The organism is Aeromonas sp. MaB10011B, from assembly GCF_017939325.1.
In the GTDB taxonomy this organism is placed as follows: Bacteria; Pseudomonadota; Gammaproteobacteria; order Enterobacterales; family Aeromonadaceae; genus Aeromonas; species Aeromonas caviae.
Genome location: NZ_JAGKRK010000095.1, coordinates 18,444 through 42,621 on the forward strand (window position 1 = coordinate 18,444; position 24,178 = coordinate 42,621).

General features: G+C 64.9%; 16 protein-coding genes and 1 pseudogene. 7 read left to right on the forward strand and 10 right to left on the reverse strand.

Annotation, left to right across the window (positions count from 1 at the left end; translation table 11 throughout):
* Window positions 1–81 precede the first annotated feature (81 nt).
* Window positions 82–522, reverse strand: a complete 441-nt coding sequence (locus J9893_RS20880; RefSeq protein ID WP_210600066.1) for a copper chaperone PCu(A)C — start codon at window positions 520–522, stop codon at window positions 82–84.
* Window positions 523–611: 89 nt separating this feature from the next.
* Between J9893_RS20880 and J9893_RS20885 the strand changes: the two genes are divergently transcribed.
* Window positions 612–1,361: an enoyl-CoA hydratase-related protein gene (locus J9893_RS20885; RefSeq protein WP_041211009.1), complete on the forward strand. Its 750-nt coding sequence runs from the start codon at window positions 612–614 to the stop codon at window positions 1,359–1,361.
* Between the two features lie 2 nt (window positions 1,362–1,363).
* On the opposite strand, the gene J9893_RS20890 is transcribed toward J9893_RS20885, so the two are convergent.
* Entirely contained in the window at window positions 1,364–1,792 is a 429-nt protein-coding gene (locus J9893_RS20890; RefSeq protein WP_039039476.1) for a DUF2753 family protein, read from the reverse strand.
* 85 nt (window positions 1,793–1,877) lie between these two features.
* Window positions 1,878–2,585, reverse strand: coding sequence for a ParB-like protein (locus J9893_RS20895; RefSeq protein WP_041214520.1), 708 nt, complete (start codon window positions 2,583–2,585; stop codon window positions 1,878–1,880).
* Window positions 2,586–2,758: 173 nt separating this feature from the next.
* Here J9893_RS20895 and J9893_RS20900 point away from each other — a divergent pair, with 173 nt between their 5' ends.
* The 3 genes from J9893_RS20900 to J9893_RS20910 all read left to right on the forward strand — a co-directional run bounded on the left by J9893_RS20900 (window position 2,759) and on the right by J9893_RS20910 (window position 6,484).
* Complete coding sequence (locus tag J9893_RS20900; protein ID WP_210600065.1) at window positions 2,759–4,363, forward strand: ABC transporter substrate-binding protein; 1,605 nt, start codon at window positions 2,759–2,761, stop codon at window positions 4,361–4,363.
* 110 nt (window positions 4,364–4,473) lie between these two features.
* Window positions 4,474–4,773: a hypothetical protein gene (locus J9893_RS20905; protein ID WP_010672856.1), complete on the forward strand. Its 300-nt coding sequence runs from the start codon at window positions 4,474–4,476 to the stop codon at window positions 4,771–4,773.
* A 151-nt stretch (window positions 4,774–4,924) separates the two neighbouring features.
* Window positions 4,925–6,484: a PAS domain-containing methyl-accepting chemotaxis protein gene (locus J9893_RS20910; protein WP_210600064.1), complete on the forward strand. Its 1,560-nt coding sequence runs from the start codon at window positions 4,925–4,927 to the stop codon at window positions 6,482–6,484.
* Between the two features lie 96 nt (window positions 6,485–6,580).
* On the opposite strand, the gene J9893_RS20915 is transcribed toward J9893_RS20910, so the two are convergent.
* Both J9893_RS20915 and tpx read right to left on the reverse strand, forming a co-directional pair.
* Window positions 6,581–7,801 carry a DEAD/DEAH box helicase gene (locus J9893_RS20915; protein ID WP_210600063.1) on the reverse strand — a complete coding sequence of 407 codons (1,221 nt, stop codon included), beginning with the start codon at window positions 7,799–7,801 and terminating at the stop codon, window positions 6,581–6,583.
* 146 nt (window positions 7,802–7,947) lie between these two features.
* Window positions 7,948–8,448: a thiol peroxidase gene (gene tpx / locus J9893_RS20920; protein ID WP_010672853.1), complete on the reverse strand. Its 501-nt coding sequence runs from the start codon at window positions 8,446–8,448 to the stop codon at window positions 7,948–7,950.
* A 254-nt stretch (window positions 8,449–8,702) separates the two neighbouring features.
* Here tpx and J9893_RS20925 point away from each other — a divergent pair, with 254 nt between their 5' ends.
* Complete coding sequence (locus tag J9893_RS20925) at window positions 8,703–11,126, forward strand: zinc/cadmium/mercury/lead-transporting ATPase (protein ID WP_210600062.1); 2,424 nt, start codon at window positions 8,703–8,705, stop codon at window positions 11,124–11,126.
* A gap of 194 nt (window positions 11,127–11,320) precedes the next feature.
* Here the strand turns inward: J9893_RS20925 and pulA are convergent, their stop codons facing one another.
* Window positions 11,321–15,373: a pullulanase-type alpha-1,6-glucosidase gene (gene pulA / locus J9893_RS20930; RefSeq protein WP_210600061.1), complete on the reverse strand. Its 4,053-nt coding sequence runs from the start codon at window positions 15,371–15,373 to the stop codon at window positions 11,321–11,323.
* A 261-nt stretch (window positions 15,374–15,634) separates the two neighbouring features.
* On the opposite strand from pulA, the gene J9893_RS20935 reads away from it, so the two are divergent.
* Window positions 15,635–16,036, forward strand: a complete 402-nt coding sequence (locus J9893_RS20935) for a hypothetical protein (RefSeq protein WP_182935785.1) — start codon at window positions 15,635–15,637, stop codon at window positions 16,034–16,036.
* A 15-nt stretch (window positions 16,037–16,051) separates the two neighbouring features.
* Here J9893_RS20935 and dmeF read toward each other — a convergent pair whose 3' ends face one another.
* Window positions 16,052–16,993 (reverse strand): CDF family Co(II)/Ni(II) efflux transporter DmeF, encoded by a 942-nt coding sequence (gene dmeF, locus J9893_RS20940; protein WP_167826203.1) that lies wholly within the window; start codon window positions 16,991–16,993, stop codon window positions 16,052–16,054.
* 71 nt (window positions 16,994–17,064) lie between these two features.
* Between dmeF and J9893_RS20945 the strand changes: the two genes are divergently transcribed.
* Complete coding sequence (locus J9893_RS20945; RefSeq protein ID WP_041214512.1) at window positions 17,065–17,340, forward strand: metal/formaldehyde-sensitive transcriptional repressor; 276 nt, start codon at window positions 17,065–17,067, stop codon at window positions 17,338–17,340.
* Window positions 17,341–17,368: 28 nt separating this feature from the next.
* Here J9893_RS20945 and bcsC read toward each other — a convergent pair whose 3' ends face one another.
* The 3 genes and pseudogenes from bcsC to bcsB all read right to left on the reverse strand — a co-directional run bounded on the left by bcsC (window position 17,369) and on the right by bcsB (window position 24,129).
* On the reverse strand, window positions 17,369–20,644 hold the full coding sequence (gene bcsC, locus J9893_RS20950) for a cellulose synthase complex outer membrane protein BcsC (RefSeq protein ID WP_270830002.1): 3,276 nt from the start codon (window positions 20,642–20,644) through the stop codon (window positions 17,369–17,371).
* A gap of 149 nt (window positions 20,645–20,793) precedes the next feature.
* A pseudogene (bcsZ, locus tag J9893_RS20955) lies at window positions 20,794–21,822 on the reverse strand (cellulose synthase complex periplasmic endoglucanase BcsZ); the annotation flags it as partial.
* 84 nt (window positions 21,823–21,906) lie between these two features.
* A complete protein-coding gene (gene bcsB / locus J9893_RS20960) occupies window positions 21,907–24,129 on the reverse strand; it encodes a cellulose biosynthesis cyclic di-GMP-binding regulatory protein BcsB (protein ID WP_246875666.1) in 2,223 nt (740 codons plus the stop codon).
* Window positions 24,130–24,178 lie beyond the last annotated feature (49 nt).

Here is a 24,178-nt window from a genome sequence, read left to right on the forward strand (position 1 = left end):
ATTTTGGACTGGAAAGGCCATCATTTTACCCGCTGGGCAAGGAATACCTAGAGTAAAAAGCTGAACAAGCGTCCATAAATGTCAGTGCTTCATCCCTTTCATGGGTTCGACCGGCTTCACGGGCAGGCTCAGTGACAGCGTCTGACCATCGTCCAGGGTCAGGGTCAGCGGGAAGGGCGTGCCCTGGGCCAGGGTATGGATGTCGAACAACATGATGTGCAGGCTGCCGGGCTTGAGCACGGCCTCCCCCTTGGCCGGGATCTCGATGCTCTCCACCTGGCGCATCTTCATGACGCCGTTCTCGTGCAAATGGGTGTGCAGCTCGACACGGCCCGCCTCAGGGGACGCTCCCGCCACCAGTTTCACCGGTTTGTCCCCATCGTTCCTGAGCACCATGAACGCCGCCGTGTTCGGCGAGCCAGGGGGCAGCAGGCGCACATAACCATCGATCGCGTCGACCTTGGCCAGGGCCGGGGCGGCCAGAAGCAGTGCCATGGTGGAATAAAACGCACGTTTAAACATGGTTGAAATCCTTTTATGATGTTGTTAAACGAGACAAAGCTTACCCCTGTGGCAAGCTTTTGACAGCCCCCGACAACAAGGATTCAGACATGGCCCTCACAATTCTGGCCGAACAGCAGGACGGCTTGCTCACCCTGACCTTCAATCGACCGGAAAAGCGCAATGCCCTCAACACGGAAACGTATCTGGCGCTGACCGACGCACTGCGCCAGGCCGCCCGGGACGAAGAGGTCCATGTGCTGCTGTTGCAGGGCCAGGCGGAGTGCTTCACCGCCGGCAACGATCTGGCCGACTTTGTTGGCAAGCACGCCCTTGAGCCGGACGACCCCATCCTGCAATTTCTGCACACCCTGGCCGACTTCCCCAAACCGGTGATCGCCGCCGTGGGCGGCCCGGCAGTCGGCATCGGCACTACCCTGCTGCTGCACTGCGACCTGGTCTATCTGGGTGACAACGCCCGGCTGCAACTGCCTTTCGTCGAGCTGGGACTGGTGCCGGAGTTTGCCGCCAGCCTGCTGCTGCCACGCGCCGTCGGTCACCTCAAGGCGGCGGAGCTGTTGCTGCTGGCAGAGGCCATCGATGGGGAAGAGGCGCTGCGTCTCGGGCTCGCCAACCGGGTGCTGGCCCCGGCGGACCTGCTCCCCTTCGCTCGGGAGCAGGGACTGAAATTGGCGGCCAAGCCGCCGATGGCGCTCCAGAAGAGCAAGGCGCTGCTCAAGCAGGAGCTCAAACAGGCGGTGCATTTCGTCATCGACCTGGAAGCGCGCGCCTTCGCCCAGGCCCTCCAAGGGGAAGAGGCGCAAAGCCGCATCGCCAGCAAGCTGCAAAAACGGCGCTGAACTCAGTTGAGACGGAACCGGCCTATCAGCTCGCAGCCCTGAACCCTGTCCTGCACCTGGATAAGCCGGGCAATCTCCGGATTGGGGTGGCGCTTCAAGAAGGAGAGCAGGGCGGCGCGGCAGCAGCCCAGCTCACTGATGAGGGATTCGCACGCCCGGTTGGGGCACTGGGGCACCAGGGCGGTGACCAGCTCGGAGGCGAGCTTGAGGTAGCGCAGTTCATAGGCGGGCTCTTCCATGGCACGCCAGAAATCGGCCATGCGGTGACAGGTGGCGACCCGCATGCTGGCCAGTTCGTCCAGATCCCCGGAGGCCAGCTCATACACTTCCCCCAGGGCCTGCTGATAGAGGCAGATCGCCGTGCCCAGAGCCCCCATGCCAAGGGCGTTCTCCGCCTCCAGCATGTAGCGTTGCCAGTTCTGATGTTCCATGTTCCTCTCCTTTGCCGACACGAGTGGAGTTTGTATCATGGCCAATCGAGAACAAATATCAACCAGACCCTTTGTGCAGGATCCCTCAACCCGCTGTTCTGGGCTGATTGACGCGACACTGCTTGCCGGGGTAACCAGGCAGATCCGACGCCTTGCTGCTGCACGCCAGCCGTTTGGCTTCGGCGAGGCGATCTGCAAGGTTGACCTCATCGATCGGCTGCCAGGCCATCTGCTGGCCGAGCCAGCTGGCCCAGGCAAACTCGACGAAGTAGACCTGATCCTTCTTGCTGAAGTAGCCCGCATCCTGCAACAGCCCCGCCAGGGTGCGGTAGGGGTAATCCGGCAATTCACCGATATGGCCGGGCAACTGCTCGGGAGTCAGGGGTTGACCCCGTTCATCCTTGAGCCAGGCCCAGTGGTTGTTCTGCATCTGGCTCCAGAAATTGGCCCTGTCCTGCAACCGTGCAATCACCTTGACCCTGACCTGCTTCACCCCCTGCTGCCACAGCGCCTTGGTCAGGTGGTGCCTGTCCACCAGCCAGTAACCCCCATCCGGCGCGATGACGATGGGGATCTCTTTCTTTTTCATCAGCTTGTCGAGCTGCTTCTCGCTCTTGTCCGCCAGCTCCCGGGCTGTGGTATCCACCTGCAACTGACCGACGCCGCCCTGGGTGGGGTGCAGCGCCTCTATGTTCACTTCGCACCAGCTTCCCACCGAGCTGCTCTTCTCGCACGGGGACAACGCCCAGGCGCCCTGGCTCAGCACGCAGGCCAACAAGATCCATGCTCTCATCACTCTCTCCTTTTCCTGGCGCTCACGGCGCCCCCTCGTTGACAGCCGCATCGGATATCATGGGACTCATGCTGGCGGTCTGACCAGCAAAGGGGATATCATGATTTCCCATCTGCCGGCGATGCATTCTCGCCGAGTTTTCTCCCCGCTTCACACATTTTGAAGGATTCACCATGAAAGGATGGAGCCCCCTGCTGGTCCTGCTGGGCTGTGCCTGCGTCCAGGCCGCCGATGTGCCGCCCGGTACCCCACTCGCCGCCGAACAGGCCGTCGTCCGTCATCTCAAGGATGAACCGGCGAGCCTGAGCCCTCTCAAGCTGGTGGGACTGCCGGAGCTGCAGGTCCTCAGAGACCTTTACGAGGGGCTGCTGACCCAGGGGCCGGACGGCAAGGTGCTGCCCGGGGTGGCCGCGAGCTGGGAGAACAAGGACAACCGGCAGTTCACATTCCATCTGAGGCAGGATGCCCGCTGGTCCAACGGCGACCCCGTGCGCGCCGCCGACTTCGTCTATGGTTGGCGCAAGCTGGTTGACCCCAGAGAAGCCGCCACTTTCGCCTGGTTCGCCCAGCTCGCTCGCTTCGACAAGGTGGACGACATAGTGGCAGGCAGGCTGGCCCCCGATGCGCTCGGGGTGGAGGCCGTCGATGACCATACCCTGAAGGTGACCCTCTCCCAGCCGGTGCCCTATTTCCTGAGCCTGCTGACCCACCCCAGCCTGTCGCCCCTGCACCAGGCCAGCATGGAGCAATATGGCAACCAGTGGACCCAGCCCGGCAAGCTGGTGGGCAACGGCGCCTTCGTGTTGAGTCACCGGGTGGTGAACGAGAAACTGGAGCTGACGCCCAATCCCTACTACTGGGATCGCGCCCACACGGTACTGACCCGCGTCACCTTCGTGCCCATCAACCAGGAGAGCGCGGCCACCCACCGCTATCTGGCCGGGGATCTGCACATCACCGAATCCTTCCCCAAAGAGCAGTACCAGAGCCTGATGGCCCAGATCCCGGGGGAGGTCTATACCCCGGAACAGCTCGGCACCTACTACTACGCCTTCAACACCCAGCGCCCGCCCCTCAATGATGTGCGGGTGCGCCAGGCGCTCTCCTACACCATCGACAGGGGCCTGATTGCCGACAAGGTGCTGGGCACCGGGGAGAAACCGGCCTACCACTTCACCCCGGACGTGACCGCCGGCTTCGACCCCAAGCCCAATCTGCTCTCCACCAGCAGCCAGCAGGCGCTGGACGAGCGTGCCAGAGCCCTGCTGAAAGAAGCGGGCTACGGCCCAAGCAATCCCCTCAAGCTGACCCTGCTCTACAACACGGCGGAAATTCACAAGAAGATGGCGCTGGCCATCGCCAACCTGTGGAAACAGAAGCTGGGGGCCCGGGTCGAGCTCACCAACCAGGAGTGGAAAACCTATCTCGACAGCCGTCAAAGCGGCCAGTTCGAGGTGATCCGCTCTTCCTGGGTCGCCGATTACAACGACCCCTCCGCCTTCCTCGGGCTCTGGGGATCGGGCCACAGCGGCAACATGGCCCGGTTCGCCAACCCGGCTTACGACAAGCTGCTGGCGCAGGCGGCCAACAGTCAGGATCCCGCAGAGCGGGCCCGCCTGTTTGATGAGGCCGAGGCCATCTTGCAGAAGGAGGCCCCCATCGCCCCCATCTACCAGTACACCAATGCCCGGCTCATCAAGCCCTGGCTCAAGGGGTATCCCATCAACAACCCGGAAGACGTGGCCTACAGCCGTCAGCTCTACCTCGTCAAACACTGAGTCCGGGGAGGGGTCGGGACATCTGACCCCTCCTGGCACTGTTCCTGTTCAAGTTCCCGGCCTAAAATGCCGCCTCTTTTCATTCATCAACCCCGTGATCCGATCCTGCCATGCGTGCTCTGCTCCTGATTGCCCTGTTTGTTGCCCTTCCCGCCAAGGCCGCCGATGAAACCGAATGCCGCCAGGCCTTCCTCGAATGGATGTTGAGCCAGCAGAAGCAGTTCAGCGACCGCAAGGCCAGCAAGATGGAGCGGCGCAATGCCGAACGAGCCATCGATCAGGCCCGGGATGCCTTCGCCAAGCAGGAGAGTTTCTGCCAGGCCATGGCCTGGGTCGCCAGCGCAGAAGACAATGACCCCCGCTTCAAGCCGAGGACGGGGGAGATCCACGACTTCACTCCCCGCGGCTGAGCCGCCATCTACGACTTTTTTCAGCCTTTCCCGTGTTGATTTATTGACCCAAGCCAAGGTGGTGTAACAGTCCGCATCTACAATGACGCCGTAACAATCACAAAAATAAAAAATAACTTTATCAGTTACTTGGCTCATTCAGGATGCGCACATGACCACAACCCGGCACGAAGGGGAGATCCGTTTCCCCGATCACATCTCACTGATCTCGACCACGGATCCCGCCAGTCACATCACTTATGCCAACCAGCACTTTTGCGATGTGGCGGGCTACAGCGCGACCGAAATGGAAGGGGAGCCCCACAATCTGGTCCGCCACCCCGACATGCCCAAGGCCGCGTTCGCCGACATGTGGCGCCGCCTGCAACAAGGCAAGAGCTGGATGGGGCTGGTAAAGAACCGCGCCAAGAGTGGTCAGTTCTACTGGGTCAACGCCTACGTCACGCCGATCCTCAACGATCAGCAGCAGATCATCGAATACCAGTCTGTCCGCACCCGTCCCCAGGATCACGACATCGCCTGGGCAGAGCAGCTCTATGCCCGGATCCGTGACGGCAAGGCACTGCCCTGGCTGACCCGGCTGACCCTGGAGCCGGGGCAGCTGTGTCTGCTGCTCTCTGGCACCGCCCTGCTCGGCATGGGGGCCAGTCTGGTCACCGGCCAGCCGGGGTGGGGAGTCATCACCCTGCTCTGCTTGCTGGCCCAGATGGGGCATGGCTGGCATCTGCAACGGCGGCTGGCCAGGCTGCTGGCCACGGCGGGCGAGGAGCAGGGCAGCGCCCTTTGCCAGGTACTCTATGCCAGGCGTCAGGACAGCCTGGCCGCCCTTGAACTGCTGCTGCGCATGAAGAAGGCGGAGCTGCGCGCCGTGGTGGGTCGCAGCGCGGACACCAACCAGCAGATCCTGCAGGCGGCGGAGGATGACAGGGGGCATATCCAGACCATAGACACTCACCTGCAACAGCAGCGGGCCCAGAGCGAGCAACTGGCGGCGGCCATCACCCAGATGAGCCAGTCCATCCGCGATGTGGCTGACAATGCCCACCAGGCCAATGCGCTGGTGGGCGAGGTCCAGCAGGTGTCCGCCAGTGGCCAGCAGGCGCTGGCCACAACCCGGGATTCGGTCGACAGGCTTCATCAGGAGCTGGACGCCAGCCAGGGCGTGCTGGCGCGCCTGACCCAGGACAGCCAGAAGATCAACGGCATTCTGGAGGTGATCGGGCAGATTGCGGATCAGACCAACCTGCTCTCCCTCAATGCGGCCATCGAGGCGGCACGGGCCGGTGAACAGGGGCGCGGCTTTGCGGTGGTGGCCGACGAGATACGGGCCCTGGCCCAGAAAACCCGCAGCTCCACCGGCGAGATAAGCGACATGATAGGGGCGCTGCAACAGAGCACCCGGCAACTGTCCGATGGCATGGAGCAGGGGGCCCAGACATCAGTGCTCTGCCAGCAGCACATGGGGGCCACCGCCGAGGTGCTCGACCAGATCAACCGGATGCTGGCCCGGGTGACCCACACCAGCGACGAGATAGCCCAGGCGGTGAGCCAGCAGGCGGATGTCACCAGCACCCTGGATCAGGGGATCCACCAGATCCACCAACTGGCGAGCCACACCGCGGACAACAGCCGTCAGGCCCTTGATGGCATCACCCTGCTGGTGGAGCGGCTGCAAAACCTCTCCCGCCTGATCAACCAGTTCCACGACTGACCCCCTTGCCGTGTAGTTTGGCGCGCCCCCGGGCGCGCTGCCGATCTCTCCTCTCCTTCACGACGACAGGCTCCCGCCGGGGGCAAGAAGTCCGTCTCAGGATTTGCCCTTGAACTGCTTGATGCTGCGCTTGCCCTGGGTGCGACGGTTCGCCTGCTTGTCTCTTGGCGCCCGTTTGCTCTCCCCGCTGGCGGGTTTGTCGGTCACCGGAAAACCTGCCAGCGCCGCCAGGGGCAGGGGCCGACCGGTCAGGGCCCGGATCCCCTCGAGCGCCTCCCCATCCCCGTGGCAGGTAAGGGAGATGGCCAGACCGCTCTGCCCGGCACGGGCGGTACGACCGATACGATGCACGTAGACGGGCGCATGGTCCGGCAGATCCAGATTGATCACCACCGGCAATGCCTCCACGTGGATGCCGCGCGCCATCAGATCCGTGGCCACCAGCACCCGCACCCTGCCCTCCTTGAAATCCGCCAGCGCCTGCTCCCGCGTGGCCTGATCCTTGTTTCCGTGCAGGGCTGCCACCGTCATGCCAGCCCTGGCGAGTTTCTTGGCCACCCCGTCCGCGTCGTCCCTGGCACTGATGAAGACCAGCACCTGGGGCCACTCTCCGGCCTCCAGCAGGGCGATCAGCGCAGGCACCTTGCTGCTCCTGTTGACCAGATAGAGCCGCTCCTCGATGTCGTTCACCAGGCTGTTGAGCGGCTCGGCCTCGATGCGCACCGGATCCTGCAGCAGGCCCGAGGCCAGGCTCTCCAGCTCGACCGGCAAGGTGGCGGAGAAGAGCATCTGCTGCCGCGCCTCCGGCATTGCCTTCATCAGCCACTGGATATCGGGCCAGAACCCCATCTCCAGCAGGCGATCCGCTTCATCCAGCACCAGCATGCGCAGGGCACCCAGCCCCAGCGTCTGCTGGGCCAGCAAGTCCCGCAACCGTCCGGGGGTCGCCACCAGCAGTTGGGGGCCGAGAGCCAGTTCCCGCTCCTGCCACTCCTGGGCCACCCCGCCACACAGGGTCAGAAGGCGCACCCCCAACCCGTCGGCAATCTCCTGCAGGGCGGCGCTCACCTGGCTTGCCAGCTCCCGGGTGGGTACCAGTACCAATCCCTGTACCCGGTCGCTGGCTGCGTCCAGCCTCTGCAGCAGCGGCAGGCCGAATGCCAGGGTCTTGCCACTGCCGGTCCTGGCCAGGGCAAGCAGATCCCGTCCTGACAAGGCAGCAGGAATGGCTAGCTGCTGAATGGGGGTCGGTTTTTCCAGCGCTGCGGGCAGCAGGGGCAACAGGGCGGGGTCAAGGGCGAGTTCGTCAAACGTCATGGGGATCGCAGATACAGGCTGAACGAGGATGTGGAGGCGAAGTCTAGCCAGACCCACCCCATAAGTAAAAGGTTCGGGAGCGCAATAAAAACGGCCTGCCCCGTGTGAACGGGGCAGGCCGTCAGGCAATCAGCCTGTGGCGCGACTTACAGAACGGCCAGGGCGGCGGCGTAGTTCGGCTCGTCGGCGACTTCAGCCACCAGCTCGCTGTGCAGCACCTTGTCATGCTCATCCAGTACCACGATGGCACGGGCAGCCAGACCCACCAGCGGGCCGGAGGAGAAGGCCACGCCGTAGTCCTGCAGGAAGGAGACGCCACGCAGGGTGGAGAGGTTCACCACCTTGTCCAGACCCTCGGCGCCGCAGAAACGGGCCTGGGCGAACGGCAGGTCGGCGGAGATGCACAGCACGACGGTGTTGTTCAGGGCGCTTGCCTGCTCGTTGAACTTGCGCACGGAAGTGGCACAGGTCGGGGTGTCGACGCTCGGGAAGATGTTCAGGATCTTGCGCTTGCCGGCGAAGGTCGCCAGGGTCGCATCGGACAGATCGCCAGCAACCAGGGAGAAGGGCTTGGCCTGCTCACCGGCAACGGGGAAGTGACCGGAGACGGAGACGGGGTTGCCTTGCAGGGTGACGGTATTGCTCATGTTAGGTCCTTGATGATTGATGTGGGATCCAGGGTCCCCAGTATAGGCCCGCCACGGGATGACAAACACCCGCTAATGAAAGGGATTTGGCATCCCTTTGCGTCCCCCCTGCTCCAGGGGCAGATCAGCGGCCACTGGCATGGACCCGGACAAAGAGGAGAAGAGGGCTTGACCTTGGACTTTACACCAAGGTTTACACTCGGCTCAGTCATCCAGGATCCCGCAGGGGCGGGATCCCTCAAGAGGAACGCATCATGAGCAAATCCTGCTGCAGCCATCAACACGCCGCCGCCCCCATCAAGGCCGTCAGCAAGGCCGCCACCCCACAGGCCGGGCACAGCCACACCAGCCACTGCTGCGACAACGCGGCACAGGCCAGTGGTGTCGCCAACCCGACCCGCCACGATCATCAGGGGCAAGGTGGCGCAGACGGCCCGGGGGATGAAGAGCCCCCCAGAGGCACTTGCGCCACCGACACAGCCCACGACCACGATCATCATGAGCAGGGGCACGAGCACGCCCATACGGCCGCCGCGACCGAGCCGCCGCTGGCTACCCCCGAGCAAAACAGCCGCCGCCATAGCTGGCAGGTGCTGGGCATGGATTGTCCCAGCTGTGCCCGCAAGATAGAGACCGCCGTCAGCCGGGTGGAGGGCGTACAGCAGGCCCGCGTGCTGTTTGCCACCGAGAAGCTGGTGGTGGATCTGGCCCCCGGCCTCTCCCCCGACCCCGTCACCGCCGCCGTGCTGGCCGCCGGCTTCCAGCTCAAAGGGGGAGCTCAGAACACGGCTCGCAGCGAACCGGGCCGCAGCCCTCTGATGCAGAGAGTCAGCAACCTGCTCGACAAATACTGGCAGCCCCTGTCGCTCGCCGGCTTGATGGGGATGGCGGCCCTGCTGCCGAACCAGCTCGGTCAGCCGCTCTTTACCCTGGCCACCCTCTGGGGGCTGTGGCCCGTCGCCCGCAAGGCGTGGGCACTGACCAGAAGCGGCTCTCCCTTCGCCATCGAGACCCTGATGACGGTCGCCGCCGTGGGGGCCCTCTTCCTCGGCGAAACCGCCGAAGCGGCCATGGTGCTGCTGCTCTTCATGCTGGGGGAACATCTGGAAGCCTATGCCGCCGGCCGCGCCCGCGCCGGGGTCACCGCCCTGATGGCGCTGGTGCCCGACAAGGCGCTGCGCATCCGCACCACTGCCGAGGGCGAGGTGCGGGAAGAGGTCGCTGCCGACCAGCTGCGCCCCGGTGACATCATCGAAATCGCCCCGGGTACCCGCCTGGCCGCCGATGCCCGCCTGCTCGACCCCCTCGGCGCCTTTGACGAGAGCGCCCTGACCGGCGAATCCATCCCGGTGGAGCGCCGCCGGGGTGACAAGGTCCCCGCCGGCAGTCTGGCGGCGGACCGGGTGCTGCGCCTCGAGGTGGTGTCCGAACCCGGCAACAACGCCATCGACCGCATCCTGCATCTCATTGAGGAGGCCGAGACCCAGCGCGCCCCCATCGAGCGCTTCATCGACCGCTTCAGTCGCTGGTATACCCCGGCCATGATGCTGGTCGCCCTGCTGGTGGTGCTGGTACCGCCGCTCGCCTTCGGCCAGAGCTGGGACGAGTGGGTCTATCGCGGGCTGGCGCTGCTGCTGATCGGCTGCCCCTGCGCCCTGGTCATCTCCACCCCGGCGGCGGTCACCTCGGCACTGGCGGCAGCCACCCGGCAGGGTGCCCTCATCAAGGGGGGCGCCGCGCTGGAGCGGTTGGCCCACATCGATACCCTGGCCTTCGACAAGACCGGCACCCTGACCCTGGGCAAGCCGCAGCTGACCGAACTGGTGAGCCTCGATGGCCAGCCGGAGGCCGAACTGCTGGCGCTGGCGGCCGCCATCGAGCAGGGCTCCCACCACCCGCTGGCCCGCGCCGTGGTGACGGCGGCAGGGAAGCGGGGTCTTGCCCTGGCGGCGGCCCAGGATCTGCGCGCCCTGCCCGGCATGGGGGTAGAGGGTCGCATCGACGGCGCTCTCTGGCAATTGCTGGCGCCGAGTCGGGTCGCCTCCCTCGATGACGCAACACGGGGCCGGGTCGCCGCCCTGGAGCTGCAAGGCAAGACAGTGGTGGTGCTCGGTCAGCCCGACGCCGCCCCGGCCGCCCTGCTGGCCCTGCGCGACCAGATCCGGCCGGAAGCGGCTGCGGCGCTGCAAGAGCTCAACCAGCTCGGCCTGCAGAGCATCATGCTGACCGGGGACAACCCCCGCGCCGCCGAGGCGATCGCCACCGAGCTCGGCATGGGCTGGCGCGCCGGCCTGCTGCCGGAAGGCAAGGTAGAGGAGATAAGCCAGCTCGCCAGCACCCGCAAGGTGGCCATGATCGGCGACGGCATCAACGATGCACCGGCCATGAAGCGGGCCAGCATCGGCATCGCCATGGGAGGCGGCACCGACGTGGCGCTGGAAACCGCCGATGCGGCGCTGACCCACAACCAGCTCGGCGGGGTCGCCGCCATGATCCGGCTCTCCCGCGCGGCGCTGGCCAACATCCACCAGAACATCGCGCTGGCGCTGGGGCTCAAGGCCATCTTCCTGGTCACCAGCCTGCTCGGCATCACCGGCCTGTGGATTGCGGTGCTGGCCGACACCGGCGCCACCGCCCTGGTCACCGCCAACGCCCTGCGCCTGCTGCGAAAACGCTAGTCCGGCCGTAAACTGCACAACCAACAGCCGCTCCAACGGGGCGGCTTTTTTATTGCCTCGCCCACGAGCAAAGAAAAAGCGCGGCTGCCGGTCGGCAGTCGCGCTTTGCTTACTCTCTCGGTGTTATCCCGCCCTTGGCGAGGCGGAATTCAACCCGGGGCTGCCGAGCCAGCCCCGGGCTCGATGGGAAAGACTTACTTGGCGCTGCACTCCTGGATGATGACGCTGCCCACCTCGCCGGAAGTCTGGGTCGGGTCAACCTTCACCAGGAAGCTCCACAGACCCTGTTCCAGCGTGATGCTGTTGTTGCCCATGCCACCGTCGCCGTGCTGGAGCGGGTAAACCTGCTCGGGCTCCAGTGCGATCAGGGTGCCACCGGCATCCTTCACGAAGAACTGCTTGCTCCAGTTGCCATCGTCGTTGGCAAACTTGAAGTCAAAGCTGCCCGCGTAGTTGAAGGCGGCCTGATAGATAGCGAGGTTACCTTCCATCCCCTTGTAGCTCAGCTGGTAGGCCGGCTGGGCGTTCCAGTCGCTCAGACTGCCGCGCACATAGAGCGGGAAGCCGAGCGGATTGCCCGCGACGGTATCCAGCACCTTGCAGCTCTGCGCCGGTTCGGTGTAGCTGACACTCAGGGTGGGCTTGTCCTTGTTCATGGCGGTGAAGACAAACTTGTAGGTGCCAGCCTTCTCCACGTTGAACGGCAGATCCCCGCCATTGGCACAGAGCGTATTGACCTGGCCGGTCGCAAGCTGGTCGGTATCGCTGCACTTGCCGTAATTGACGGGGCCGCTCCACTCGTTGCCAGCGATCTTCACCTGGGTCGACCCCAGCTGATCCGCCGTCACCTCGGTGGTGAACTCATAGGTGAAATTGCCACTGAAGTTCATCTTGTTGACCGGATCCCACTGATTCAGGAAACCGCGTACGAACACCTCGGTGTCACCGAAGGGAGGCAAGGTGCTCAGATCCGTCTTCTTGCTCACCGGCAGCCCTGCGCCTTGGGCACCGCTCTGCGGCTTGACGAACACCGCCGCCGACCAGGCGCCAAGGGTCAGCTGACCGCTGTCATTGGCCGCACCGCTGGCGATGCTGTCGGAGTCACGGTGGGCACCGCTCAGGACCATGCCGGTCAGATCGATGGGCTGATCCTTGCCGTCACGGAAATCGCCGATGCTCTGGGGCTGATTGGTGGCGTTGATCATCACCACCAGGCCGTCGATGGCCGGATCCAGATCCGCACCGGCGCCCACCCCGTCATCCACGCTCATCACGATGAGACCCGGGATCTGCTCAGGGCCGGTGTTGCGGAAGTCGACCCGCTTGATCACCTCGGCGCCGCTGCCAAGACGCAGCAGACGAGAGGATTGACGCAGTTCGGAGAGCTCCTGGTAGAAGTTCACCATCTGATGCATCTCGGCCGAACCCGGCTTGGCGTGCTGGCCGAGCACCTGCTCGATCAGCTCGTAGTTGGCCTCGTCCTTGTCCTTGCGCGGCAGCCCTTTGTCAAAATTATTGTCACTTAAGCCGTAGTCGACCCGGTTGTACCAGTCACCGGAGTCGTAGCTGTCCCGCTCCATGGACTTGGAACGCAGCAGCTCGACACCCGCGTGGGTGAAGGGAATGCCCTGACCCAGCATGGCGGTCGCCAGAGAGACCCCCTGCATCCGCACCAGGTCGGCCCCGGCGGGTGCCTTGTACACCAGGTTGTCGAACAGAGTCTGGTTGTCGTGCTTGTCGACATAGTTCTGGATTTCGGTCGGATCCTGGGCATAGCCCGCCGGTTGACCGTTGTAGTCGATGTCGGAGCCTTTCTTCGGTATGCCGTCCTTGTCGGTCAGCACGAACTCCTTGAGGTTGCCCGCCATGCCGAGGCGCACCAGATCGGACTGATGCAGGGCGGTGGCGAGATCGACGCCGTCCAGCTCGTTGGCATCCACCAGGGCGCCGTTGCCAAAGCCCTGGGTCTTGCGAATGGCTTCGCCGCCGTCGAACGGGCTGCCGCCGCGCACCGCATCACGCAGCCGGTCGGAGAAGGAGCCGATGCCGGTACCGGCCAGGTGCTTCTGGGTCGCCTGTACGAAGCGCTTGTCATCCTGTACCTCGCCGAAGTTCCACCCCTCGCCGTAGAAGTACATGTCCGGATTGACCTTCTTCACCTCGGCCAGGGCCTGCACCATCTGATCTTTCGGGTGATGGCCCATGAGGTCGAAGCGGAAGGCATCGATCTTGTAGTCCCGTGCCCAGGTGACCAGGGAGTCATCCATCAGCTTGGCGAACATGGCGTGTTCCGGCGCCGTGTTGGAGCAGCAGGTGGAATTTTCCACCGAACCGGTCTCCGGATTGAGGCGCTGGTAGTACCAGGGCACAATCTTGTCGAGCACGGATTTAGAACCGAGACCCGCTTCGTTGGTGTGGTTGTAGACCACGTCCATCACCACGTTCATGCCGATGTTCTGCTTGATGGCCTGCACCATCTCGCGGAACTCCTTGATCCGGGTCGCCCCCTCCGCATTGGTGGCGTAGGAGCCTTCCGGGGTGGTGTAGTGGTAGGGGTCATAGCCCCAGTTGAAGGAGTCCACCCCGCGCAGATAGCCGTACAGCTCCTGCACCACGGGGTTCTCCTTGCTGTCGCTGGCTTGCAGATCACCGAGCACGGCTTCGATGGTCTCGCCGCCACCACAGTGGCTGGCAAACCTGGAGTTCTTGACCTCGGGATTGACCTCGCACAGCTTGCTGAAGTCATCGCCGATGTTGGCCACCTTGGCCGGATCCTCGTTGACGGTAGCGATGTCGAACACCGGCAGCAGGTGCAGGTGGCTGACGCCGCTCTTGGCCAGGGATTTCAGGTGGGTGACGGGCACGCTGTCGCTGTCGGTCAGCCCGAGGAACTTGCCGCGGTGCTCCACCGGCGTCGACTCGTCGTTGCCGGTCAGATCCCGGACGTGGGCCTCATAGATGGTGATGTCGGCGGGGTTCTTCTGGCTGTGGGGCGCCTTCAGGCTGTCCCAGCCTTCCGGCTTGAGGGCCGGATCGTCGAGATCCACCACCTGGCTGAACTCGGAGTTCATCGCCAGGCTCAGGGAGTAGGGGTCGGTCACCTGATAGGATTCCAGCTTGCGGCTGACCGGGTGATAGACCTGGATATCGTAGCGGTAGTATTTGCCGACAAGATCGCTGCCCCCCTGCACGCTCCAGCTGCCGCTGGCCTCGTCCAGGGTCATGGCGCGCTCGCCAAGCGACTTGTGCTGCTCGTCGAACAGCGCCAGCTTGACCGACTTGGCGGTCGGCGCCCAGAGCCGGAAGGTGACATTGCCCCCCTCCACCACGGCGCCGTAGGCCAGCTTGGTGGCCGCTTCGCTGTAAAGAGCATCGAGGGCACCGGCACTCTGCACCAGGGTCGCCCCCTGCAGGATGCCGTCCGCATCGGTCCCGATGGCGACCAGCTCACCCTTGAGCAGGGGCTTGAGATCTTTTCCCGCAGGCAGGGCGAAGGCGGCGGCATCCTTGAGGTGCGGGTATTTGGCCTGCTGCTCTTCGGTCAGGCTGGTCGGAGTCAGCTTGAGGTAGGGGAAATCGAATACGCCCTCGCTGTTTGCCGTGATGGTGCCTGACTCTGTGTAGTAGAGGCGCACATAGGGCTTGTCCTTGCCCCCTTGCCAAATCAGGGTGTTGTCGTCGATGAGATGGGCACTGGCCCCCGCCACGCCGAAGGCGGCGGTGAAGGCTTCCGCCCGGCTGCCGAAGATCTCGTTCTTGCCGGCGACGATGGCCACGGTGCGATCCGGGTGATCGTTGAAGACCACCTTCATGTCGCTGCCGGTCAGGTTCGCGAGATCGCCGTTGCGGGCGATGAAGTTGATGCAGCCTTCCATCTTGGAGAGCGGCACGACCCAGGCCGGACCAAAACTGTCCGCCGCGGACGGCGTCTTGCTCTTGTCATCCCAACCGGTGTTGAGGCCGCCCTCCGAGGTCGAGTTGCAGGCATCGTTGTTCCACAGGTGCAGGCTGTGGCTGGCGAACGGGCCGGTGACACCGCGCGCCGCGCTGGTCTGGGTATCCACCAGGGCGATGACCGCTTCGTCAGGGCCGGCCGTCAGCAGTTCGGCCGGGGGCTGGACGTTGGGAAGACGAGCGACGGGCTCATCCTGAGGGGCAGGAGCAGAAGAACTGTTGTCGTTACAGCCTGACAAAAGCGCGAGCAGTGAGGCTGTTACCAGCGCCACTTTGGTCTTTTTCATATCCATTTTTTTATAATTCCCGCTGTAGTTAGTCTCGATATCCGAGTACCCGGTCATTGCCGAGCGGTGTCATATTAATCAGCGGGAATTGCCGTAAATGTGAGCGGATGGGCAAAAAAAACCAATCCGCATCAACAAGATAACGTTTTCATAACGAAAACTCGATCGCGCTCACAGACCTGGCACCGCTTTCGGCCCATACCAGCGGGAAGAGGGGAGCGAGTGACGAAATCAATGTCCAATCAAATGGATAGAGGGGGCTGGGTGATGAAACGGATTGAGGAGCAGGCCAGGCGGCTGGACCAGGAGTATCAGGGCATTGCCCAGTTGTTCGATCAGTTCTGCCAGCAGGCCGGCGTGCTCGCCGAACGCTATCACTTCTTCAACTGGCCGGATTATGAAGAGAGCCCGCCCCTCGCCCGCGCCTTCACCCTGCTGGGGGAACCACGGGAGCTGCGGCTGCGCTGTCAACCCGGCGAGGGGGGTTCCCTGAACGGCCTCCTCCAGGTGTGTGGCGAGGAAGGCAAGGTTCACGCCAGCCTGAGCTTTCATGCCGACGGCCACCTGCTGCTGGAGCCGGGCCGCCTGCTCGACGACCCGCCGGGACTGCTGCTGAGGCTGATGCTGGGCTCCCTCTGGCAGGATCAGGGGAGCGAGCCTCCCCGCTGACGCCCGCCAGGGGCGTCAGTCGGCAGACACTTCGATGGTCAGGTGCACCAGCTCCTCGTGGATGGCGAGGCGCTCGCGGATCGCCTGTGCCGGGACCGGGGTCGCCATCTGCAACGACATCGCGGCGGCATACTGCGTCTGCCCCACCCGCCAGACGTGCAGATCGCGGATCTCGGCGCCAGGCAGCTCGGCGATCACCTCGCGGATCTCGTCCACCAGGGGCGCATCCATCTCCGCATCCAGCAAGACGCGCCCGGTATCACGCAGCAGCCCCCTGGCCCACACCGCCACCAGCACGGCCCCGGCGATGCCCATCAGGGGATCCAGCCAGTCCGCCCCCCAGAACATGCCTCCCACCAGCGCCAGAATCGCCAGCACCGAGGTGGCCGCGTCCGCCAGCACGTGGAGGTAGGCGGCGCGCAGGTTGAGATCCTGATGGCCGTGGTGGTGATCGTGCGAGTGGTCGTGATGACCGTGATGGTGGTCGTGACCATGGTGATGGCCGTGATCGTCCCTGAGCAGCCAGGCACAGGCCAGATTCACCAGCAGGCCCAGCAGGGCAATGCCGATCGCCTGCTGATAATGGATGGGGCTGGGGTCCAGCAACCTGGCCACCGACTCGAACAGCATCAACCCCGCCACCCCCACCAGCAGCAGGGCGCTGCTGAAGCCCCCCAGCACCTCTATCTTCCAGGTACCAAAGCTGAACCTGTGATCCCGCGCGAAGTGGCGGGCAGCGCGATAGGCCAGCACCGAGAGGCCGAGGGCCAGGGCATGGGAGCTCATGTGCCAGCCGTCGGCCAGCAGCGCCATGGAGTTGTAGAACCAGCCGCCACCGATCTCCGCCACCATCATGACGACGGTGAGCAGCACGGCCCAGCGGGTCTTCTGTTCGGCCAGGGGATTCCCTTCGTGGACGACGGGGTGGTGGCAGTGGGATGTGGCGAGGGATGGCATGGATTTCTCCTGAAAACGAGGATGCTATATACTATACCCCAGTATAGTTTTATTGATCGAGAGGATCCTGCATGTCACACACGGTTCACGACAAGAAGAAGCTGCTGGCTCGGGTCAGGCGCATCAAGGGGCAGACCGGCGCCCTGGAGAGCGCCCTGGAACAGGAAACAGACTGCGCCGCCATCCTGCAGCAGATTGCCGCCATCCGCGGCGCCGTCAACGGCCTGATGCTGGAGGTGCTGGAGGGACACATGCGCGAGCATCTTGGCGCCGAGGAGGCGACCCATGCCGAGCGGCTGGAGGATCTGGATCAGGTGGTGAGGGTACTGCGTTCCTATCTGAAATAAGGGCGCCCGGTGATGACGGGCGCCCCTGTCAGTCGAAGTCCGCGTAGGGAGTGAGAGGCCTTGGCGGCATATCGAGATCCCCTTGCCAGGGCTTGAAGGTGTAGCGCAGGAACAGGGTGACATGGCTGGGGGCATAGTCATCCGCCTGCTGGATGTCCACCCGGCCACCGATGCGCCAGTGCTCCGTCAGCCTGTGTTCCACCACGCCATTCAGGGTGTAGCCGAATCCACTGCTACTGCCCCCTTTCACAGGCGCATTTCTGTCTGGCAAACCGCTTGGCAACAGGCCTTCCAGCGGGTAGCGGCGACTGTCGTCAGTACGGGCGTAGGACCAGGATCCCGATCCACCCAGCTCCCACGACCAGTCCGGGGTACGCTGCCGGTAGCTCACCGGCACCGAGAGCGAGAAGTACCCCTGCGGGCTGTAATAACCCCCCTGCCCCAGGGTATAGCCCCCCAGATCCTGCTGGTAGTGCCACAGCATGGTGCTGAGCCCCACGCTGGCACGGCGATGGGTCTCGTTGACGAACTTGTAATAGCCCCCTCCCATGAGCCGGGTGCGCCAGTTGTCGGGCACGTTCTTGCCGGTCAGCAGGTGCTGCTGGGCGCTGCCCCAGAACCCGACGGCCCCTCCCAGATCCCGGCTGAGATCGAGGCGGACCCCGTTCGCCCGCACCCCGCCCCAGCTGATGCCCGTGCCCGGATCCACCGTTCCCCCATAGGAGAGCAGCGAGCTGCTGACGGGCCGACGCGAGAGGGTCATCCCCCACCCCAGCGTGTGCCAGTCACCGGTCAAGGTGGCGCCACCAACCCAGTCCACCACCTCGAAACCGAGGGGCGTGGTCCCCAGATCGAACGCCCAGGCCCCCCGCTGCCAGCCTGCCGCCAGGGTGGTCCCCCGGCTCTGCTGGTGCGCGTCCCCGCGACAGTCCCTGGCCGCACAGGTACCGAACTGCGCCCGGTAAGGGGAGTCCGGCAGATCTCCGGCATCCATGTCGACCAGTTCAAGGCGGCCGAAGGCGGTACCACCGGCCAGCGGCGTATCCAGTTGCGCCATCTGGGTCAGCGCCCGCAAATCCGAGTAGCCCCCGGTACCGCTGGAGCCCCAGTAATCGCTGTCGAGGGAGAAGGTGGTCTGGCTCTGCCGGTAATGCCTGTCGAGATCGCTGCGCAGGCCGGATGCCAGCCACCCCTCCCCATCCTGACTGCGGGCCAGCCGGGTCAGCTCGCCCCCCTCCAGATCCTCGCGGGGGGCCAGACCTGCGGCCACCAGCCCCTTGCGATCCCGCACCAGGGCCTCTTCCACATCATGCTCGGCAACGCGCTGGCGGGCGGCATCGCGCCAGAACAGTGCCGCCTGCTGGGAGGCCGGTTGCAGCGCCACCAGGGGTTCGTAGTCGGTGAAGATGGCGCGGGCTGTCTCGCCCTCTCCCAGCGCCTGATAGAGATTGGCTACCCGGCGGTAGTAGTTGGCCCCCTCCGGGGGCAGCGGGCTGACCGGCCAGGCGGGCAGCCAGTGACGGGCCTTTGCCAGATCGCCCCTGGCCTGGGCCAGTTCGGCCATGCCAAGCCTGGCCTCGGGCTGTTGCGGCGTGCGGGCAAGCACCTCCTGATAGCGCTGCTCCGCCAGTGCATAGCCCCCCCAATCCGTGGCCCATTCCGCCAGCATCAGGCTTACCTCTTCATCCGGCTGCAACGGCTGAAGCAGGCGTTCGGCCCCCTCATCATCCCCGGCCTCGTGACGCGCCCTCGCCCTGGCGAGCACCTCGCCGCGGGCGAGGCGCTGATCCAGCGCATCCATGTCCTGTGTCCAGCCGGACCTAGGGATGGCGGCCAGCACCCCTCTCGCCTCCACCATCTTGTCCTGCCCCGAGAGATAGAGGGCGGTGGCGTAGCGCAGGGTGGCATCCTGCGGGTGCGCCGCCAGCCGTTCTCGCAAGAGCCGCTCCCCGCTGCCAGCCTCCCCGAGGCGGGCCCGGGTATCGGCCACTCGATAGGCCAGCCACACCTCTTCCGGGGTCAGCGCAAGTGCCTGCTCGCGAAGGCGCAGCGCCGCCGCCACCTTGCCGGCCCGATCAAGCTGATCGGCCTCCTCCTGCAACAGCCCGGCCTTGAGCCGCCGCCCTTCGGCCTGCATCCCGGGGGTGCCCTGCTGCTCCAGCAGGGCCAGGGCACGTGCCGGATCCTGCTCCTTGTAGAGATCGAACAGGCGGGCCAGGGCCCGCTCCCGCGCGCTCCCCATGGCGAGCGCCTTGCGGTAGGCAGACTCCGCGTCGGCATCGCGATGGCGGCCACGCTCGCTGTCTCCAAGCCCCAGCCAGGCTTCGGGCTCACGCCCATCCTGGGCGATGGCACGGCGATACAGGGTCGCCGCCTCATCCCACTGCTCCCGTTCCAGGGCGCTGCGCCCCTGGCTCACCAGCAGCCAGTAGCGGTTGGTAGCCAGCAGGCTGCGCCATTTGTCCTTGTCGGTCACCTCGGGGTGTGCCAGCACCCGTTCAAACTGGGCGATGGCCAGCGCTCGCTGATCGTTGCGGGAGTAGGCCTGCCCCAGGGCCCCCATGAGTTCAGGATCCCCCGGGTTGGCAGCCAGGGCACGCTGCAAGCGGGAGATGGAGGCACCACCTCCCGCCGTGCTTGCGAGCGCCGACTGGCGTGCGCGATAGGCAGGCGAGGCCCACTTCTCCTCCTGGGTAGCGAGCAGCTGTTCCGCCTTGGTAGTATCCCCTTCGCCAAAGAGCACCATGTACTCCTGCAAGGCAGCAATGCTCCCGGGCCCGATGGGCAGGGATTCGATGTCCGCGAGCCAGATCTCGGCGGCCTCGTCCCGCTGATAGGGATCTCGCGCCATCTCGCGCAACAGGTTCTGCGCCCCCTGGCGCCGACCCTCCGCCAGATAGAGGCGAGCCAGCCCGCCCCGCACTCTGGGCTCACCCGGATATTGCCGGTTGAGTGCCTCCAGGGCCGCCAGCCCCTTTGCCTTCATGGCCGGGATCCGTGTCTGCAACAGGGCATAATCCACCGCCACGTCGAGATTGGGGGGCAAATCACCGGAGAACAGGGAGCGATAGAGACGCTCGGCCTCCTCCAGCCTGCCGGCGCTGGTCAGCAGCCTGGCTTGTTGCAGTTGCTGGCGCCTGGCCGGTTCGTTCAGGGCCAGGTTGGCCATGCCCTGACGATAGAGCGCAGAGTCGGGGTCTTGCTTGCCAAGGCGGGCCAGCAGTGCCCCGGCCTCCTTGACCTTGCCCTGGCGCAGGGCCTGACGGGCCTGGGCTGCCAGCAGCTCCGGATGATCGGGCTCCACCAGGGAGAGGGAATAGAGGCTGTTGCTGACGAGATCTTCCCGCCCACGGGCCTAGCCAATCCTGACCTGCTCCAGCAGCCAGGCCACCGGCTGTACCGTCCCTTGCGCCAGGGCTCCGCTCATCAGGCAGGCGAGCAGGCACCCCAGGGTCACTCTGCCTGACATGATTCGCTCCAATCCGGCTGCAGGGTACCGTCGGCGGCAAAGCGATAACGCCCCTGATCCCAGCCTGCGCCGAACAGGGTCAGCACGCTGCCGTAGTAGGCATCCGTATCCAGCCCGTGATCGGAGACCTGCTTGCGCAAGGTGACCTGCGCCGGCAAGCCCCGTGACAGGGGCAGAAGGGCGGCGGCAAAGCCGCTCGGCCCCTTGCCCTGAACCTGTCCACTTTGGCTGGAGACCCGCTCGGGAAGATGACCCGATTCGGTCAGCTGCGCCAGCATGGGGGCAAAGTGGGCCACCAGAGAAGCCCTGGCGGGATCCTCCTCGCTCAGCATGCCGAGCCAGAGATAGACGCGGATGGCGTCATAGCCACCGGTGTCGTCCTTGTCCGCCGTCACCTGCCATCCCTTGTCGGCCTGCCAGTCCACCCAGTCCGGGGCAAAGCCACGGGGCGCACTCTCCTGCAGCAGCTTGGGCAAGAGGGCCCGCATCTCGCCCCAGGGCCCCTTGAAGGAGGCGAATCTGGCCAGCAGTTGTGGAGGCAGATAGCTGGGGTTGAGGGTCCAGCGTCCCTCCCCCTCATAGCCTTTCGCCCCGGGCAGCAACACGGGGCCGAGACCCGGCAGCGTGGCGACCTCTTCCCGGGCGATGCGGCGCAGCAACAGGGTGCCGAGGGCAGAGTAGCTGTGGTTGTCCCACAGGCGACCCGCCTCCAGCAGGCTGTAGGCTATCCAGAGATCCGAATCGGACGCGCTGTTCGCATCCAGCACGCCCCAGTTGCCGTCCTGCTGCCTGCCCCAGAGCCAGGATGGCAGGAAGCCGGTCAGATCCCCGCGGGCGAGCTGCCGCTCCGTCCAGTCGAGCAGGCGGGCAAAGGTCTCCCTGTCATCGTTGACCAGGGCGAAGAAGAGGGCATAGCTCTGGCCTTCCGAGGTGGTGATGCGGCGCCCGTCGGCAGGGTCGATGACCCTGCCCTCTTCGCTGATGTAGTGCTGGCGAAAGTGATCCCACTCCGGCCAGTGGCAGACGGCCTACGCCGGGAGGGAACAAAGGGCCCAGAGGAGCAGGGCACCACAGACTTTTTTCATCTGAGTCATCTCTTAATCTTCCTTCAGACGGCGACGACTGGCACTGGCAAGCAGCACCCGCAGGCCCCAGCCCAGTACCAGCATGCAGAGCAGGGTCAGCCCGGCAAGACGCACCGGATAACGGGCAAACAGTTGCCAGAGACGCTCCCACCACGGCAGGTAGCCCACCTCGTAACGATCCCCCACCACCAGGCTCTTCACCCCGGATTCCCGGATGATGGCCACCGAGCCTGCCACCTGATCGCGCAGGGTCCGGGTCTGCAGGACATCATTGAGCAATGTGACCCCCGCCGGTCCATCCGCCAGCAGTGCGACCAGGCTGCGCTGATCATGGGTCGGCGATTGCAGCCCCAGGATGACGGCGATGGCCCGGTTGCCCGTCATGCCCACCCGGGCCTGGGGCTGGCGATCGGCCATGGTGTGCAGCAGATCCCCCTTGTGCTGGCGGGTTGGCTCGTTGACCCAGCTGCGCGTGGATTGCAGCAGGGCGTCGGGAGCCAGATCCCCTCGAAACTCCTCCGGCAGGGTGCCGATGAGCAGGGTATCCCGATCCGCGGTGCGCGCCCGCTCCCAGTCGTCCAGAACCTGCAGGGAGAGCGCCGGATACCCGGTCTCGGCCCCGATGGCACCGATGGCATCGAGCAAGGTGGTGATCTGCCCGGGATGGGGTCTGGCCGGCATGACAATCTGGGTGTCGGCGAGATCCGCCATCCGGCTGAACGGGAAGCCGGCATAGGCGAACGCCTTGAGGTCGGGCATCTCGATGAAGTGACGATAACCGGTGAAGTCGATGGTGGAGCCCTCGTCGATGCGCACCTGATGGGCAGGCGGCATCACCAGATCGCAACGGCCATCCTCCGTCCCTCCCATGTATTGCTGGGCATACTCGAACGAGAAGCTCAGGCTGTTGGCCTGGGTGGTCTTGAGCCCGGGCATGCGCAGCGCCATGGTGTCGCCGTCGTCGGCAAACCAGAGCGGCAGGGTCAGCAACCGCTCACTCTTGACCTCGCCGGGCTCGAGCGTGAACGACTTCATGAGCTGGCCGTTGACCCCCACATCCAGCCGGGAACCGTCGCGCAGGGTGGGCGAGGTATGGTGATACTTCAGCTCCGTCCTGATGCCGTTCTCCCCCAGCAGATAGAGATCCGGCGGCAGGCGCAGCGTCAGGCTCATGGGCCACAGCGTGCGTCCCGTTGCCTGCAACTGGCCCGGGTACTCCGTGAGCTCATCAAAGCGCATCTTGCGATCCAGTCGCACCCAGTTCGGGGCATCGTAGGGTTGACGCGGCAAGAGCGGCTTCACCTCGTCCACCATGACGCTCTGGCCACGCAGCATGACATCGCCTCGCGCCAGCCCCTGCACCGCCGTCAGCAGATCCTGCTGATCCCGCCCCAGGATCAGCAGCAGCTTCACATAGGGGTTGTCGGGGGAGCTGATCATGTCGATGGTGGGCCCCTTCACCTCGGGATAGTCCACCAGGAAATCGGGGCGCGCGTCATTGGTGGCAAAGATCACGGCGTTGCGATCCGGCAACTGGTTGATGAGCACCGGGAAATGCTGGCCCCGCCACTGGGCCTTGGTGCCGAACCAGGAGGCCAGCACCGCCGCCGCCTGCTGCTGCTCCGGGGGCACTGAGCCCGTGAACACCATGGGCAGAGTCAGCTTGCCATTGTCCCGCACGTCGAGGAACGGCATGGGGAAGAAGGAGAGCTCGTTGCGCACCGGCAGGGTCTGCAACTGCAGGGTCAGCTTGCTGTCCCGGTTGACGTTGAGCCAGAGGGTATCGCTCGCCGGGTTCTCGCACACTTTCCGATAGTGGCCGACGAAGCTCACCTTGAGGCGGTTGAAATCCTTGGCATAGCGGGGATCCAGCTCGATGCTGGCATGGGTCATCGTCCCCATCTGATCCTGGTTGAGGGCCGTCACCCCCATCAGCTCGTCATTGAGATAGACCTTGACCTGGGAGATGAGCGGCAGCAGGGAGGGCGATGGCGTGAAGTTCAGATCCAGGGTGGCCCGGGTCACCACCTCGTCCCGCCGCACGGTGAAGTCGGCCAGTCTGTCTGGCGCATTGCCGCGCAGGGACAGGGTGCCTGGCGATGATGCCATCTGTTCGAAGCTCATCCCCTGGGTGCGCACCGGAGCGGGAACGGGCGGCAGGGGGCCGACGGCCTCGGCGGCGGTCGCACCCTGTGCCATCAGCAGGAGAGGAATAAGGTAGCGTTGTGGTTTCATCATCCTTTCACTGTCTGTGAGGTCGGAGTCCCGGCCCGGAAATCTGGGG

Bases quoted from the DNA above. Each gene is read 5' to 3' on its own strand.
- J9893_RS20880 (WP_210600066.1), bottom strand. From the start codon at position 522: ATGTTTAAACGTGCGTTTTATTCCACCATGGCACTGCTTCTGGCCGCC.
- J9893_RS20885 (WP_041211009.1), top strand. From the start codon at position 612: ATGGCCCTCACAATTCTGGCCGAACAGCAGGACGGCTTGCTCACCCTG.
- J9893_RS20890 (WP_039039476.1), bottom strand. From the start codon at position 1,792: ATGGAACATCAGAACTGGCAACGCTACATGCTGGAGGCGGAGAACGCC.
- J9893_RS20895 (WP_041214520.1), bottom strand. From the start codon at position 2,585: ATGAGAGCATGGATCTTGTTGGCCTGCGTGCTGAGCCAGGGCGCCTGG.
- J9893_RS20900 (WP_210600065.1), top strand. From the start codon at position 2,759: ATGAAAGGATGGAGCCCCCTGCTGGTCCTGCTGGGCTGTGCCTGCGTC.
- J9893_RS20905 (WP_010672856.1), top strand. From the start codon at position 4,474: ATGCGTGCTCTGCTCCTGATTGCCCTGTTTGTTGCCCTTCCCGCCAAG.
- J9893_RS20910 (WP_210600064.1), top strand. From the start codon at position 4,925: ATGACCACAACCCGGCACGAAGGGGAGATCCGTTTCCCCGATCACATC.
- J9893_RS20915 (WP_210600063.1), bottom strand. From the start codon at position 7,801: ATGACGTTTGACGAACTCGCCCTTGACCCCGCCCTGTTGCCCCTGCTG.
- tpx (WP_010672853.1), bottom strand. From the start codon at position 8,448: ATGAGCAATACCGTCACCCTGCAAGGCAACCCCGTCTCCGTCTCCGGT.
- J9893_RS20925 (WP_210600062.1), top strand. From the start codon at position 8,703: ATGAGCAAATCCTGCTGCAGCCATCAACACGCCGCCGCCCCCATCAAG.
- pulA (WP_210600061.1), bottom strand. From the start codon at position 15,373: ATGGATATGAAAAAGACCAAAGTGGCGCTGGTAACAGCCTCACTGCTC.
- J9893_RS20935 (WP_182935785.1), top strand. From the start codon at position 15,635: ATGAAACGGATTGAGGAGCAGGCCAGGCGGCTGGACCAGGAGTATCAG.
- dmeF (WP_167826203.1), bottom strand. From the start codon at position 16,993: ATGCCATCCCTCGCCACATCCCACTGCCACCACCCCGTCGTCCACGAA.
- J9893_RS20945 (WP_041214512.1), top strand. From the start codon at position 17,065: ATGTCACACACGGTTCACGACAAGAAGAAGCTGCTGGCTCGGGTCAGG.
- bcsB (WP_246875666.1), bottom strand. From the start codon at position 24,129: ATGAAACCACAACGCTACCTTATTCCTCTCCTGCTGATGGCACAGGGT.